This window comes from Natronorubrum halalkaliphilum, assembly GCF_009834785.1.
Classification (GTDB): domain Archaea; phylum Halobacteriota; class Halobacteria; order Halobacteriales; family Natrialbaceae; genus Natronorubrum; species Natronorubrum halalkaliphilum.
On sequence record NZ_WUYX01000029.1, the window covers coordinates 39,058 to 53,780 of the forward strand.

Consider the following 14,723-nt stretch of genomic DNA (forward strand, 5'->3'; position numbering starts at 1 on the left):
TTTCGATTAGCCGTCCTCCTTTGAATGTGTATCGTTTTTGGACGACGCGTCGTTCTCGAGCGAGCGCTTCATCCCGACTCGGTACGTGTCGTACCCCTGGCGTTCGTAAAACCGCCGGGCGGCTTCGTTCGCGGCCATCACCTCGAGGACCATCACCGCCGCGCCTCGTTCGGTGAGCGTCTCCTCGGCGGCCTCGAGCAGGGCGGTTCCGAGCCCGTGATCACGGTAGGCCGGGTCGACGTAGAGGTTCGACAGAAGCCCGCGCGTAGCGTCGAGTTCGAGCGAGCCGCGCTCGATGGTAAACGAGGCGAAGCCGACGATACTGTCGCCGAGGCGGGCGACGAGCAGCCCGTCGTTGACCTGATGGGCGGCGAGCGTCTCTCGCATCGTCTCGCGGTTGTCGGCGGCGCGGACGAACGACTCGTACTCGCGCTGATCGCGAGCCAGCCGAACCCACAGATCGGCGACGGCGTCGATATCGTCCTGCGTGGCGCGTTCAATCGTCGGCCGGCTGTTGTTGTTGGGGTCCATCTTCGAGAGCGGTGACGGCGGGGAGCGGTTCCGCGGTGAGCATCCGCAGGGCAGCGCCGCCGCCGGTGCTGATGTGAGAGAAGCCGTCGACGCCGAGTCGGCGCAGCGCAGAGGCGGTGTCGCCGCCGCCGACAATACTCGTCTCGACCGCCGTCGCGGCACCGTAGAGCTGTCGGGTCCCCTGCTCGAAGTTCTCGTCCTCGAAGACGCCGGCGGGGCCGTTGAGAATCACCGTTTCGGCGTCCTCGAGAATCCGCCGGTAGTAGGCGAGCGTCGAGTTGCCGATGTCCATAGCGGCTTCGCCGTCCTGGGGCGGGAGCGCGTTGACGCCGAGTTCGTGTCGATCCCCGTCGCGCTCGACGGCGACGTCCCGCGGGAGGGCGACCTGTTCGCCGTAGGCGTCGAGCAGGTCGGCGGCGCGGTCGATCTCGTCCCAGTAGCCCTGATCGTAGATGAAATCGGAACTCGCGTCGCCGAGGTCGACGCCGTCGGCGATGAGGAAAACGTTCCCGACGACGCCCGCGGTGAGGACGTGATCGGCGAGGCCCTTCTCGAGGACGGACCAGGCGACGTCGATCGAGTCGGAGACTTTCGCCCCGCCGAGGATGTAGACGCGCGGTTCCGGCGTGGCCTCGATCGAGCCCAGAACGTCGAGTTCCGACTCCATGACGCGGCCGGCGTAGCCCGGCAGGACCGTCGGAAAGCCGACGAGCGAGGGCTGTGAGCGGTGGGCCGCGGCGAAGGCGTCGTTGACGTAGGCGTCGAGCACCGGCGCGAGCCCCTCCACGAGGTGGGTTTCGGCGGCGCGCTCGGGTTCGAATTCCATGTACTCCTCGCTGTAAAAGCGGGTGTTCTCGAGGACGACGCAGTCGCCGTCGTCGAGGTTGCGAACGGTCTCGCGGGCGGCGTCGCTGAACGTCGCATCCACGTAGTCGACGGGCCGCTCGAGTAACTCGGCGAGTCGGTCGGCATGAGATTCCAGAGCGACGAAGTCGTCACCGCCGGGACGGCCCTGGTGAGCGAGCACGGCAACCCGGCCGCCACGCTCGAGCAGTTCCGAGAGGGTGTCGACGTGGGCGCGGAGTCGCGCGTCGTCGGCGAGGGTGCCGTCGTCACCGATGGGGCTGTTGACGTCGACGCGGACGCCAACGGTGGTCCCTTCGACGTCGAAGTCGTCGAGGGTATCGATCATTATCGACCAGTCCACCGCCGTACCCGAAAGGTCTTTCCATCGGAGAAATCGCTGTCGGTAGCTGGTGATATCGCGTCTGACCCCTCCGAAGACGAGCAAAAAACGCCGCGGTGGCGCCGACACTCTGTAGGCAGACCTGTCAGACTGTCCGACAGTCCGCACAGACCAGTTGGCCGTTGGCGTCCCACAGCGAATCCGCCAGGGAGCCACAGGCCTCGCAAACGCCCTGCGTCGTGTACTCGTCGCCGCCGTTCGGGAGCACCTGTGTCTCGACGTCTTCGGGGGATGCCGCGGACTGGATCGCGCGCTCGTCGGCCGGTCGGTCCTGTTCGATCGGCGGCGTGTTCGAGCGCGTCGGTGTCATGGTAGCCTGGAAGGAACCCGCAGCGGCGATGACGTCTCGCTGGGTGACCAGTCCCAACACGCCGTCGTCGCCCTCGACCACGACGTTACGGATGTTCTCGCGGGCCATCGTGTTCGCCGCGTCGGTCAGCGACCGGTTCGGATCGAACGTGATAACGGGCGACGTCATCACGTCGCCGACGGTCGTCTCACCCGGGTCGTGGGCGTCGTCGACGACGCCGAGTACGTCCCACTCGGTCATGATGCCGACCGGTTCCGACCCGCGGACGACGAGTACGCAACTCGCTCGTTCCTCGCGCATGAGCGACACTGCGCCGCGAACGGTGTCTGACTCGCTGACACCGACGTATTCGTTCGTCAGGACGTCCCTGACCGACAGTTCTGATTCCATGTGTGAACATTACCCACAGACAGGCTAAAAGCTACCCCCGCCACACTTAAGCAAATCCAGATCGAAGATTGGTAATTCGACGTCTCGAGTCGTCTATCGGCCGAGTCGCGGGCGGGTTACCACTCGAGTTCGACTCGAGTGCCGTCGGCCCGACAGGTTTCGAGGGCGTGTTTCGCGGCGAAGCCGGCGTCGTGGGCGCTCTTCCCGCGGCCGACGCCGACCTGCAGTTCGACGTCGACGGCCTCGTCGACGTGGTGGATCGCCTCCTCGTAGTCGTCTTCCTCGAGGTCGGGGCAGACGACGATGATGTTGTCGCCGCCGACGAAAAAGGAGAGGCTATCGTGGGCGTAGCGCATGTGTCGCATGAGTTCGGCGTACCCCTGCTCGATTTCGATGAACGTGTCGAAGGCGTTGAGTTCGTCCGTGTAGTTGCCCGTCGCGTTGACGACATCGAAGTGAGCGATCTGGAGGTCCTCGTCGGTTCGGTGGGGATCCTCGATGACTCGGCCGTCGAGACACTCCCGTCGGTCCTTGTCCTGTGCGCTGCCGGCCGCCTGGACGCGTTCGGTCGCGTCGGCGAGCGCCTGTACCGGACTGGTGCCGGTCGCCACGCCGAGGCTGAGCGTTACGGGGTAGCGGTTGCCGACGGACTCCTGTAGGAGTTCGTGGTCCTCGAGCGAGCAACCGTTCGTGACGGCGATCATGTTGTCGAAGCGAGTGAAGAAGACGTAGCCGTCGCGGTTACCGACGAACTGGGAGATGTCGGCGTAGAGCCGAGACTGCAGCGTCTGGAGGTCGGCCTCTCTGCGAGGTTCCGGGGTCACCGTCCACGGCCCGTAGTTGTCGATCTGAACGAGCGTAACCTGCGTATTAGTCACGGTGACTGAGTCTTTCGAACGCCATCGTATAAGCGATACGTAATCCAGATTCGTGATGGGGTCGAGAAAGCTGCGGTTTCCGCGTCGAGTGCGTAGTTACGCGTGTTTCGTTTCGGGGTCTGCACCCTTCGGGTGGTACTCCCAGAAGTCACCGGCGCGCATCGCCTTGCCGACTGCCTTGTGCATGTCGAGAATCGTCTCGAACTCCTCGACCTCGACGTAGTCGAAGATCTCACGCATCGGGACGACCGTCTGGTAGTTGATTCGGATCGGGTCGTCACCGTGTTCCTCGACGAACTCGTCGCGGTTCAGCGGAAAGTCCTCCTCGTCGTCGACTTTGTCGGCGATGATCCGCATATCGTACTTGCGCATCCCTTCGCTCCCTTCCTCGCCGTCGGGATCGTGTGGCCAGTCCATACCTCGACGTGCGTAGGGGTCCCGCAAAAGGATTACTCTCCGCAGCCGCGAGTCGGATTCGGACCGGTGGCCGCTCCGCGTTCGCCGTCGATTTGGAAACGGGTCCGACTTTTCCTTACGGATTCCGAACAGTTAGCGGTGGATATAAGTTAATACAAGTCAGCAATTAGAACGGACGCCACTCCTCGAGCGGCGAGGGGACCGAATCCTGTCGGGTACGGGAAGCGCTGAGACGCACCGCTTCAGTCCGACCGTTCGAAGCCATGATCACAGCCAATACGGCGGGAGATACTCATCCCGCACGGCAGTTCGTTCGCACTCTCGGTTCACCACTCACCAGTGCTCCCGGCGGTGACCGGACGTGACCATCGAGACCTCCGAGGAGTCATCAGTCGACGAATCCGACGGGTCTTCGTTTCCCGTCTGTTCGGCCTGCGGATCCCCCGTCGTGACGGTGACCGTCAGCGAACCGCTCGAGGGCGTTGCGAGTCCCTGCGGCTGCCGAGTCAGTCCCGAGACGCTCGAGTCCGAGTAGCAGCGGGCTCGAGGGAGCGTGTCTTGCTGTTCGATTTTCCGTCTCCAGGTCCGGCGGCTCTTTCGTGTTCGTCTCGCTGATCCGGGCTGATCTCCGGCTTTGGCAGCAGTTACAAAAACGCCCGAAGTCGACTCGTCCGGCCGCCATCCGCCAGTGCCGGTTCAACCGCAACCGTCCTGGGTCGCACCGGAAAATCGGGACAGCAGTCCGTATCAGTCGTCCGCCGTCGTCTCCGCCTTCTCTTCGCTCTCACCCAGCACGTCCTCGCGGTGTTCGTCCAGTAACGGCGCCCGTCCGCGCGGCCGTGGCGTCGTCTCGCTCATCTTGATCGGATTCCCGGCGATCTCGACCTCGCGGTCGGCGCCGGGCTGTTCAACGGGGACGAGCATGTCTCGAGCGTGAACGTGTGGATCCTCGAAGATTTCTTCGGTGGTCTGGACCTTGGCTGCGGGCACGCGCCCCTCGAGTTTGCTCACGAGTTCCTCGTTCGTCTGCTCGACCGCCCAGTCGGCGAGTTCCGCCCGGAGGGAGTCGCGGTTCTCGAGTCGTTCGGGCGTGGTCGGATACGCCTCGGCCAGGTCCTCGCGGTCCATCACGTTGCAGAGTTCGGCCCAGTGGTTGTTGTTGAAGGCGGCGATGACGGCGTAGCCGTCGTCGGTCTCGAAGGCGTTGTAGGGAAACAGCGTGGGGTGGGAGTTCCCGCCGCGGGTGGGGGCCTCGCCGGTGTAGGACTGCTGGTAGATAGCGCGCTCGGTGAAGCTGAGCATCGAGTCGTACATGGCGGTGTCGACGTACTGGCCCTCGCCGGTCTGTTCGCGGTGGTTGACCGCAGCTAAGATGCCGATGCAGTTCAGGGTGGCCGTAAAGAGGTCGCCGACGCCGGGGCCGGTTTTCGTCGGTGGACCGTCCGGTTGGCCGGTGGTCTCCATGACGCCGCCCAGCGCCTGGGCGATGAGGTCGAAGGAGGGTTGGCCCTGTCGGTGGGTCTCGCCCGTGCGCGGGTCGCCGAAGCCGCGGATCGAGGAGTAGATAAGCTCCTCGTTGTACTCGGTCAAGGTTTCATAACCGAGATCGTACTTCTCCATCGTCCCCGAGCGGTAGTTCTCGACGACGATGTCGGCTTCTTCGACGAGCGAAAGGAAGTCCGCGCGATCGTCTTCGTCGCCGAGGTTCAGTTCGATGCTCTTCTTGCCCCGGTTGACGCTCTGGAAGTAGCCGCCGTAGGCTTCGCCCTCGGGGTCGTCGACGAAGGGGGGGTTCGAGCGAATCATGTCTCCGCCTGGCCGCTCGATCTTGACGACGTCTGCACCCATATCGGCGAGTAGCATCGTACAGTACGGCCCGGCGAGCACCTGAGTCAGATCCAGCACGCGCAGGTTCGAAAGCGCTCCCATGTACAGCCCCGTTTCAGATGAGAGTACCTAAACCTTTACCATAGATCATGAACTTTGACACAGTGTCACATAGGGACGCTGTTAGGATGTTTAAGGAGTATTATCATGGAAGATCATTAACTTTATAGCCCCATCCATCATGATTCCGAATACGATGTCCCAAACGGTCGTCCTCGGCGTGATCGGCTCCGACGCCCACGTCGTTGGAATCACAATCCTAGAGCAGGCCTTCAGCGCAGCGGGCTTCGACGTCATCAACCTCGGTGTCCAGACCTCCCAAGAGGAGTTCGCCGAGGCGGCGGTAGACCACGACGCCGAGGCCGTACTGGTTTCCTCGCTCTACGGCCACGCCGAGCAGGACTGCCAGGGCTTCCACGAGGTTCTCGAGGCGGCAGACGTCGACGCCGTCACCTACATCGGCGGCAACCTCGCCGTCGGGCAAGACGAGTTCGACCAGACCCGGCGGACGTTCCGGGAGCTGGGCTTCGATCGCGTCTTCGATTCCGAGACCGATCCCGAAGACGCCATCGAGGCGCTCCGGCAGGACCTCCAGATCACACCGACCGAGTCGGAACGTGCTACTATCAGTTCCTAGATGATACGAGACGAACGTATTCCGTCCGACGAGCTACGGCGCATCGACGAAGAAATTCGGTCCGGCTGGGATACCGGCGCGGACGTCGACTTCGAGGACGCTATCGAGTACCACGAATCGCTGCCCGCACACAAGCGATTCGCGGACGTCCTCGAGTCGGCCGACAAACCGCTCTTGCAACCACGAGCCGGGGTTCCCCGGCTCGACGACCAGATCGAACTCCTCCGGTACCTCCACGAGGAGGGGAAAGCCGATCTCCTGCCGACCACGATCGACTCGTACACGCGCGACAACGAGTACGGAAAAGCCCAGCAGGGCCTCGAGAAGGCCCGCGAGACGGGCGACGACACGCTCAACGGCTTTCCGGCGGTCAACCACGGCATCGACGGCTGCCGGAAGCTAATCGACGCGATCGACGCGCCGATCGAGGTGCGCCACGGGACGCCGGACGCACGCCTCCTCGCGGCGATCACCTTCGCGGGCGGCTTCCAGAGTTTCGAGGGCGGTCCGATTTCGTACAACATTCCGTACACGAAACGCCACGGGCTCGAGGAGACCATCGAGAAGTGGCAGTTCGTCGATCGGCTCGCGGGGGCGTACACCGAACGCGGCGTTCGGATCAACCGCGAGCCGTTCGGCCCGCTCACGGGGACCCTCGTTCCGCCCTCGATCGCGATCGCGATCATGATCGTCGAGGGCCAGCTCGCGGCGACCCAGGGCGTGCGTTCGATCACGCTCGGCTACGGGCAGGTCGGGAACGTCGTCCAAGACGTCGCCGCCCTAAACGCCCTGAAGAAGCTGGGCGACGAGTACCTGCCCGACGAGGTGTGCGTCACGACGGTCTTTCACGAGTGGATGGGCGGCTTCCCGCCGGACGAGGCTCGCGCCAACGGCGTCATCAGCCTCGGGGGGATGACCGCCGCCATCGCTCAACCGGACAAGGTCATCACCAAGTCCCCCCAGGAGTTCCAGGGCGTCCCGACGAAGGAGGCGAACTCCGCCGGCCTGCGAACCACGCGGCAGGTCATCGACATGGCGATCGAGCAGAAGATCGACATCGACGGCATCGCCGAGGAACAGGACCTGATCGAACGCGAGACGCGGTGTCTGATGGACACCATCTTCGAGCACGGCGACGGCGACGTCGTACAGGGGACGCTCAAGGCGTTCGATTCCGGCGCGCTCGACGTGCCCTTTGCCCCCAGCGACAGCGCGGCGGGAGCCGTGTTGCCGGCGCGGGACGACGACGGTCGCGTCCGAATCTTCGAGTGGGCCGACCTCGCGATGGACGACGATATCAAGGAGATTCACAAGGCCCGCCTGTCCCAGCGTGCGGATACCGAGGGCCGCGAACAGTCGTTCCGCATGGTCGCGGACGACGTCGACGCGATCAGCGACGGAAAACTCATCGGCCGACCGCAGGGAGAGCTCAAACTATGAAGATTACAGGAGTCCACGCCACGCCCGGATTCTCCGGGTTCTTCTTCGACGACCAGCGCGCGATCAAGCAGGGCGCACAGCAGGACGGGTTCACTTACGACGGCGAGCCCGTCACCGACGGCTTCGACGAGATTCGCCAGGCCGGCGAATCGATTATCGTCGATATCGAACTCGCAGACAGCACCGTCGTCCGCGGCGACTGCGCGGCGGTCCAGTACTCCGGCACCGGCGGCCGCGATCCGCTGTTTCAGGCCGAGGCGTACGCTCCCGTCATCGGGGGAGCCGTCGCCGACGAACTCGAGGGGCGGGATGCGACCGAGTTCCTCGCGAACGCGGAACTGCTCGAGGAGCTGCAGGTCGACGGTGATCGGCTCCACACGGCGATCCGGTACGGCGTCTCGCAGGCGCTTCTGGCCGCCGCAGCGGAAGCCGAGAACACGACGCAGACGGACGTGATGGCCGACGCGCTCGGCACCGACCCCGCGACGGAGCCGGTGCCCGTCTTCGGCCAGTCCGGTGACGACCGGTACAACAACACGGAAAAGATGTTCGTCAAGGGCGTCCCCGTCCTGCCACACGCGCTGATCAACAGCGTCGAAAAGATCGGCGAGCGCGGCGAGACCTTACTCGAGTACGTCGAGTGGCTCACCGAGCGGTCCCAGGAACTCGGCCCCGACGGCTACGAACCGCGGTTCCACATCGACGTCTACGGCATGATCGGAGAGGTCTTCGGAGCGCCCTACGATCGCGAGGAGGTCGTCGACTACTTCGCCGGCCTCGAGGACGCCGCCGCGCCGTACCCGCTCCAGATCGAGGGCCCGATGGACGTCGGCGACCGCGAAGCGCAGATCGAGGCGATGGTCGAACTCCGCGAGGGGCTCGCAGACGCGGGCGTTTCGGTCGATATCGTCGCCGACGAGTGGTGTAACACGTTCGAGGACGTCAGGGCGTTCGTCGACGACGAGGCGGCCGACATCGTCCAGATCAAGACCCCCGATCTGGGCGGGATTCACCGCAGTGGGCAGGCCGTCCGCTACTGCGAAGGAACCGAGACTCGAGCCTACCTCGGCGGGACCTGCAACGAGACGGAAACGTCCGCACGTGCCTGCGCCCACGTCGCGCTCGCGACGAACGCGGCGCAGGTGCTCGCAAAGCCCGGCATGGGCTTCGACGAAGGGTACATGATCGTCGAAAACGAGATGCGCCGAACGATCGCGCGACGGAACCGCGAACGCGAACAGCAGCCGACCGACACCGACGAAATTACCGCAGATGACTAGGGAATCACAACGGGATTCCGACAACGGGAGCGGAGAGCGAAGCGAACCGCGATCGATTGATTGGACAGATCCCGACACGTTCGCACAGGCGCTTGAGCAGGCAGAGACCAAGGAGAAGGGAAACTACTTCGAGAACTTCGAAGAAGGCGACGTCATCGAACACGACCCCGGACTCACGCTCACCCGGTTCGGCAACGAACAGTGGATGAGTCAGACCCTGAACCACGACCCCGCCTACTGGCGGACTGACGCCGCACGCGCCCGCGGGTTCGAGGATCCCCCGATCCACCCGGACTACCTCACCGCCGCCACGCTCGGCATCACCGTCGAGGATCTAAGCGAGAAGGGCGGCTACTTCCTCGGGCGAACCGACGTCCGGTTCCCCGAGGCACCCGTCTACGCCGGCACCGAACTCCACGTCGAGAGCGAGGTCGTCAACCGGGCGACCTCGAGTTCCCGTCCCGAGTACGGCATCGTCTCCTGGCGGACCCGCGGGAAAGACGCCGAGACGGGCGACGTGCTCTGTTCCTACGAGCGCACGAACATGATCCCGCGGCGTGATCCCGTTGCAACGGACGGAAGCGGTGCTGCTGCCGCCGAGGCAGACGACGGTCCCGAACTCTCCGACGAGTTCATTACTCCCGACGGTGGCTACTACGAGGACTTCGCCGAGGCACTCGAGACGGCCGCCGACGAGAACGCCGCAGTGGCCTACCGCCACGAGCGCGGCCGCACGCAGGACGACGTCACCGTCGCCTCCCTGCCGTTGTCAACGTTGAACACGGCCAAACAGCACCACAACGTCGACGTCATGGCCGACTCGCCGTCGGGCGACATCGTCACCTACGGGGACGTCACCCGGTCGACCGCGCTGGGCCACGCCCGATCCGACGAGGAGACGTGGCGCGAGGTCGGCTTCGATGACGAATCGTTCCACACGTTCGTCGCCGTGGGCGACACCGTCTACGCCTTTACGCGCGTACTCGAGGCCGAGAGCGGTGCCTCGAGCGACGAGGCCGGTACCGTCCGGTTCGAACATATCGCGTTCAACCAGAACGACGAACCAGTTTACTCGGGTACCCGAACCGCGGAGATTCGGAAGCGTCCGAACTGACTCCAGTCGATTACCACCCAGACGATAGACGACAAACGACAGACGACACATACGTTCACACCACACCTACTCACAAGCCATGACCGAAGACATCCGACTCTGCCGAACCTTCCAGACCGCACCGGCCGCCGTTCCCAAAGACGATTCGGCGAAGTACCTGCGCTCGGGCCTCGAAGCTGAGGGGTTCCAGGCTCCCGACTGGCTCGTCCCCGACATGGAAGACGGCACCGCGCCGAACATGAAAGATGAGGGCCTCGAGAACACGATCGATCTCGTCCCCGAACACGAGTTCGCCGGCGAAATCTGGCCCCGCGTCGAGTGGAGCTACGAGGACGCCTCCTTCCGCGACCGCGGTCGCGAGCAGATCGACCAACTCGTCGGCGAAATCGGCGACCACATCGACGGCGTCGTCGTCCCCAAGGTCGGTCGCATCGAGGACGTCGAGCGCGCCGCCGAAGCCGTCGCGGAAGCCGAGGACGCACACGGGTACGACGAGGGCTCGATCCGGCTCTCGATCATCGTCGAGACCGGACGCGCCCGCTCGGACCTGCGCGAAATCTCCAAATTCGGCGCGGAATCCCGGCTCACCGCACTCGTCTTCGGCCCCGTCGACTACGCGGCCGAACTCGGCGCTCGAGACCTGGGCGACGGTCGTCCGCGCTGGGACGGGCTGCTCGAGGCGCTCTCGAACGAGGCCAGCGCCGGCGACTTGCTCTGTATCGGCGGCCCCTTCGACGATCTGTTCAAGGAGCGCGCCGGTTTGACCTACTACAACGCCGACGCCTACGCGGACCAGGTCGAACACGAGGCCCACCTCGGTCTCGACGGCTCCTGGTCGCTGTATCCCAAACAGACAATTCAGGCGAACACCATCCACATGCCGAACGAGGACGAACTCGAGCGCGACGTGAGCAAAATCGAACGGTTCAACGAGGCCAAACGCGAGGGCACCGGCGCGGTCACGCTGGACGGCCAGATGGTCGACGAGGCCACGTTCAAAGTGTTCCGAAACACGGTCCAGCAGGTCCGCGCGATAGACGAGACCCGGCCAGAACAGACCGAGGACTACTACGACGAGGAGCTGCTGAGCCGAGCGCGCGACCTCGAGTTGTCCTATCAATAGCGACCAATAACGTCTCGCGTCGATTGGCGTCCGGTTCGACGCTCGCAGTGCTTTTGTTCGTGCACACAGCCTCGAGAGCGGGCGCAAAGCGACTATAAAGCCTGCCACAACGGCCGGCACTCGTCCTCTCGAGTTCCATCGTTTCGTTGCATACTCACGACCCCGGCCGTCTCGAATGGCTACGGCCATTGCGTTGGTCGCGGAAAAACGGTGGGGATGGGATTTGAACCCATGAGGCTTGACAGCCACCTGCTCTCAAGGCAGGCGCGTTAGGCCGCTCTGCCACCCCACCTCACCGCTTCCTTTTCCGTCCGTTCAAAAAGGGTTGTCGGTCTCCCGTCGCGGAACTCACTCCCGCTCGAGCGATTCTTCGTCCCCGATCGTCAGCCCCAGTTCGTCCACGAATGCGGCCGTCGCCTCGGCACCGGGTTTTGCCGCGGTCCGTCGGGCCTCGAGCAGGGCGACCGTCGACCGAAGCCCCGCAGGCGTCGCCACGGACGGAAGCATCGGGGCGAACCCGACGCTGAGCCCCGCCGCGTCCGCCCGGGTAGCCAGCGTGGACATTTCGGGAACTGCGTACGCGTCGGTGAAGTCGATCGGCTCGCTAACGGCCGCGAGATAGACGCGACCGTCCGATGACGGCCCGAGGACGACCTCGTTCCGGCGGATCGACATCGCCGCGCCGTCGACCTGGGTCCGTCCGACGAGCGACGCCGTCGGCTCGAGAACCCCGACGCTGTTCGCCGCCTCTTGCTCGAGCAGGTGGGTGACGGTGTTGCCCACCCGGGCGGCGCGACTCGAGCCGACCTGTCGTTCGAATCGGACGCCGCCGTCGGTCGTGGCGTCGGTGTCTTCGTCAAAGTCGCCGAGGGCGTCGACGGCCAGCGCGCGGACTTCGGCTTCGGGGTCGCCGTCGCCGTCGGCGACCGACCGGGGCAGCGTCTCCGCGTCGCGGTAGTTGACCAGCAGGTCGCCGCCGCTGGCCGCGACGGCCCGAAGGACGTCGACGACGCTCGCCTCGTAGAGCGCGAGCGCTTCGGCGGCCGAAAGCGGCGTTTGGTCGACGAGCGACGACGACACGAGTCCCTCCCGGGGTGGATCGACCGGAACGACGACGATCATGGTTCAGTCTCCGAGTGCGCGACCCTTGAACGCGGCGCTTCCGGCGCTCGCTACGTAGATAGCTCGAAATCAGACAACAGCGACCGGACCGACGAGCGATGGCGGACGAATTATAGTGATGGGGCGGCAGACATCCGGTATGGACGATCAATCAGTCACGCGGTCGATTCCCGGTTCGGTCGGACTGCTCGGGACCCTGACCATCGCCGGACTGGCGGTGCTCGGGCTCTGGGGGGTCGTGGATGGCTACCTGCTCCAGACCGGCGGCGAGTACTTCCTCCCGACGCTCGGTGTCCTCGCGGTCGTGGTTCTCGTCGTCGGCACACTGATCGCACTCGGCGTGCGCTCCAAGCGGTGGCTGGAAGGCCCCTACTGGTAGTCCGGACCTTTTCCGCACCAATCGTACGCGGCTCCACGTTAACTACCGATCTCGCTGCCCCTTCGTCTGTCGATAGTCCGACGCCATGAGCGCGACGAACGCCTCGAGCCACGCCTGGGTCTGTGCGTCGGACTGTTCGCGCGGGTCGATCATGGGGACGAGTTCGAACCCGCGGCCGCGAATGCGCTGTCCGTGATCCGCCGTCACGTCGAGTTCGTCGACCGGCGTCGTCGTGTACTCCGTCCCGAGTTCCGTCAGCGCCCGTTCGCCGACCGGAATCAGGATCTCGGGGTTGATCATCCGAATCTCGGCGTTGAGGTAGGGGTCGCAGTTGCCGATCTCCTCGTCGGTCGGCTTCCGCTGGGGGTCGCGACAGCGGGTGAGGTTCGTCAGGTAGACGTTCTCGAGACAGGGCTGCTCCGGCGGCGAGGTCGAATCGCAGAGGCCGAGGCGTTCGAGCATTCGCCGGAGGGTGGTTCCTGAGGCGGCGTCTCCGTTTTCATTGCCATTCCTGCCGTCAGCAGTCCCATCATCGGAGACCGCAAGCGGGACGCCCACCTCGTCGGCGGTCGGCGTCGGTCGTTCGCCGATGAACAGAAAGTCCGCGCCGACGTCGCCGTAGCCGTGGACGACCTGCGTACGCGTCTCACAGAGCGCCGGACAGTTCCGGCACTCCTCGTCCATACCGTAGGGGTTCGCTCGAGATCGCTGATTCGCGTCCACACTCGCCTCTCGGGGCAGAGCCCCAAAAGCGACGCGTTCGTGTCGGCCTGTTCACGACGCACCCGTTGGTATTCGGTTAGGAAAACGGTGAGAAATCGAGGCTCCAGACTGCACGGACAGCGATTCGACCGACCGCCCTACGACTGCGACTGAGCGGCCTCGACCCAGTTCGTCGCCTGTGCTTCCGAAATATTCGCGGCCGCCGCGATGGCACTCGCCTGTGCATCGGCGAGGTCGTCGATCGTCTCGATGCCGGCCTCGGCGAGGCGGTCGGCGTAGGTCTGACCGACGCCCTCGAGGGCCTGTAGATTCTCCTCGACGACCTCGGTCCCGCCTTCGGCTGCGGTTTCGATCGCGTCCGCGGTTTCGGCGGCCATCTCGTCGGTGGCTTCGGCCGCCTCACCGACGAGATCCTGTGTCCCCTCCTGTGTCGCTTCGACGAGCATCTCGCTCTGTTGCTGGGTCGTCTGCATGACCTCTTCCGTCTGCTGCTGGACGGTTTCGGCGGTTTCTTCGGCTTGCCGGACGCCTTCGATGGTCTGCTGTTCGGTCTCCTGCTGAGCCTCGAGGAACGACTCGGTCGACTCCGCGAGCAGCGTCTTCTGCTGGTCGGTGAGGCCATCGACCGCCTCGAGGAAGTCCGACTCGAACTCCGCCCAGGCTTCGTCCTGGTTCCGTTCGAACGCCTCGAACTGCCGGTCGACGGTCGAGCGAACGTCGACCCCGTCCTCGTCGAGGGCCGACTCGAGGGCGTCGAACTGGGCGTGGAGCAACTGCTGGAACAGCGCCGCCCCCTGTTCGAACTGCTCGTTCAGCAGCTGTTGCGTCTGTTTCATCCCCTGTTCGAACTGGTCGTTCCACAGTTCCTGGGTCTGCTGGGTTCCGTCTTCGAACTGCTGGTCGACGGTCGAGCGAACGTCGAACGTCTCGGCGTCGAGCGCCGACTCGAGGGCCTCGAGGTGGGCGTCGAAGAACTGTCGGGTGAGTTCGGTGCCCTGACGCTGGGCGCTTCGCTGTGCCGCGAATCCATTCTGCAGGGTCGTTTCGGCGATGTTTTCCTGAAACTCGAGTCCCTGCTCGAACAGTTGCTGGCTCTGTTTGATCGACTGGCGCTGCAGTTCGAACGTGGCTTCGATTGGTGTGGTTGTATTAGTCATTGGAAGTGGTGTCAGTGACGAGGTGAGTCCCTCGCTGCTGGGTCCTACCCAAACGAACACACCCATAGAGGATAAGCAACACCCCTAAA

At 64.5% G+C, this 14,723-nt stretch carries 16 protein-coding genes and 1 tRNA gene; 7 read left to right on the forward strand and 10 right to left on the reverse strand.

The genetic code is table 11. The features are described 5' to 3' along the window. Positions 1–6 precede the first annotated feature (6 nt). The 5 genes from GS429_RS09460 to GS429_RS09480 all read right to left on the reverse strand — a co-directional run bounded on the left by GS429_RS09460 (position 7) and on the right by GS429_RS09480 (position 3,772). Entirely contained in the window at positions 7–531 is a 525-nt protein-coding gene (locus tag GS429_RS09460; protein WP_160064932.1) for a GNAT family N-acetyltransferase, read from the reverse strand. Then, positions 497–1,723, reverse strand: a complete 1,227-nt coding sequence (locus GS429_RS09465; RefSeq protein ID WP_160064934.1) for a phosphoglycerate kinase — start codon at positions 1,721–1,723, stop codon at positions 497–499. Before GS429_RS09465 ends, GS429_RS09460 begins: the two co-directional genes overlap by 35 nt. A gap of 139 nt (positions 1,724–1,862) precedes the next feature. Then, positions 1,863–2,477, reverse strand: coding sequence for a CBS domain-containing protein (locus GS429_RS09470; protein WP_160064936.1), 615 nt, complete (start codon positions 2,475–2,477; stop codon positions 1,863–1,865). Between the two features lie 116 nt (positions 2,478–2,593). Beyond that, positions 2,594–3,355: a GTP cyclohydrolase III gene (locus GS429_RS09475; protein ID WP_328821322.1), complete on the reverse strand. Its 762-nt coding sequence runs from the start codon at positions 3,353–3,355 to the stop codon at positions 2,594–2,596. Positions 3,356–3,451: 96 nt separating this feature from the next. Continuing rightward, positions 3,452–3,772: a DUF5785 family protein gene (locus tag GS429_RS09480; RefSeq protein ID WP_160064938.1), complete on the reverse strand. Its 321-nt coding sequence runs from the start codon at positions 3,770–3,772 to the stop codon at positions 3,452–3,454. A 361-nt stretch (positions 3,773–4,133) separates the two neighbouring features. Between GS429_RS09480 and GS429_RS09485 the strand changes: the two genes are divergently transcribed. Continuing rightward, positions 4,134–4,307, forward strand: coding sequence for a hypothetical protein (locus tag GS429_RS09485; protein ID WP_160064940.1), 174 nt, complete (start codon positions 4,134–4,136; stop codon positions 4,305–4,307). Positions 4,308–4,519: 212 nt separating this feature from the next. On the opposite strand, the gene mct is transcribed toward GS429_RS09485, so the two are convergent. Continuing rightward, positions 4,520–5,701 (reverse strand): succinyl-CoA:mesaconate CoA-transferase, encoded by a 1,182-nt coding sequence (mct, locus tag GS429_RS09490; protein ID WP_160064942.1) that lies wholly within the window; start codon positions 5,699–5,701, stop codon positions 4,520–4,522. 139 nt (positions 5,702–5,840) lie between these two features. Between mct and glmS the strand changes: the two genes are divergently transcribed. The 5 genes from glmS (at position 5,841) to citE (ending at position 11,253) form a co-directional block, all read left to right on the forward strand. Continuing rightward, entirely contained in the window at positions 5,841–6,296 is a 456-nt protein-coding gene (gene glmS / locus GS429_RS09495) for a methylaspartate mutase subunit S (RefSeq protein WP_160064944.1), read from the forward strand. Next, positions 6,297–7,736: a methylaspartate mutase subunit E gene (locus GS429_RS09500; protein WP_160064946.1), complete on the forward strand. Its 1,440-nt coding sequence runs from the start codon at positions 6,297–6,299 to the stop codon at positions 7,734–7,736. After that, positions 7,733–9,016, forward strand: a complete 1,284-nt coding sequence (locus GS429_RS09505; RefSeq protein ID WP_160064948.1) for a methylaspartate ammonia-lyase — start codon at positions 7,733–7,735, stop codon at positions 9,014–9,016. The genes GS429_RS09500 and GS429_RS09505 overlap by 4 nt, the downstream gene beginning before the upstream one ends. After that, positions 9,009–10,130: a 2-methylfumaryl-CoA hydratase gene (mch, locus tag GS429_RS09510; protein WP_160064950.1), complete on the forward strand. Its 1,122-nt coding sequence runs from the start codon at positions 9,009–9,011 to the stop codon at positions 10,128–10,130. Before GS429_RS09505 ends, mch begins: the two co-directional genes overlap by 8 nt. Before the next feature lie 79 nt (positions 10,131–10,209). Continuing rightward, positions 10,210–11,253 carry an L-malyl-CoA/beta-methylmalyl-CoA lyase gene (gene citE, locus GS429_RS09515; protein ID WP_160064952.1) on the forward strand — a complete coding sequence of 348 codons (1,044 nt, stop codon included), beginning with the start codon at positions 10,210–10,212 and terminating at the stop codon, positions 11,251–11,253. A gap of 208 nt (positions 11,254–11,461) precedes the next feature. On the opposite strand, the gene GS429_RS09520 is transcribed toward citE, so the two are convergent. Continuing rightward, positions 11,462–11,545 (reverse strand) — tRNA-Ser (locus GS429_RS09520). Between the two features lie 56 nt (positions 11,546–11,601). Further along, a complete protein-coding gene (locus tag GS429_RS09525; RefSeq protein WP_160064954.1) occupies positions 11,602–12,375 on the reverse strand; it encodes a hypothetical protein in 774 nt (257 codons plus the stop codon). Positions 12,376–12,514: 139 nt separating this feature from the next. Between GS429_RS09525 and GS429_RS09530 the strand changes: the two genes are divergently transcribed. Further along, positions 12,515–12,754, forward strand: coding sequence for a hypothetical protein (locus tag GS429_RS09530; protein WP_160064956.1), 240 nt, complete (start codon positions 12,515–12,517; stop codon positions 12,752–12,754). Between the two features lie 42 nt (positions 12,755–12,796). Here GS429_RS09530 and GS429_RS09535 read toward each other — a convergent pair whose 3' ends face one another. Continuing rightward, positions 12,797–13,477, reverse strand: coding sequence for a uracil-DNA glycosylase (locus GS429_RS09535; RefSeq protein WP_328821323.1), 681 nt, complete (start codon positions 13,475–13,477; stop codon positions 12,797–12,799). Between the two features lie 137 nt (positions 13,478–13,614). After that, complete coding sequence (locus tag GS429_RS09540; RefSeq protein ID WP_160064958.1) at positions 13,615–14,634, reverse strand: helix-hairpin-helix domain-containing protein; 1,020 nt, start codon at positions 14,632–14,634, stop codon at positions 13,615–13,617. Between the last annotated feature and the right edge of the window lie 89 nt (positions 14,635–14,723).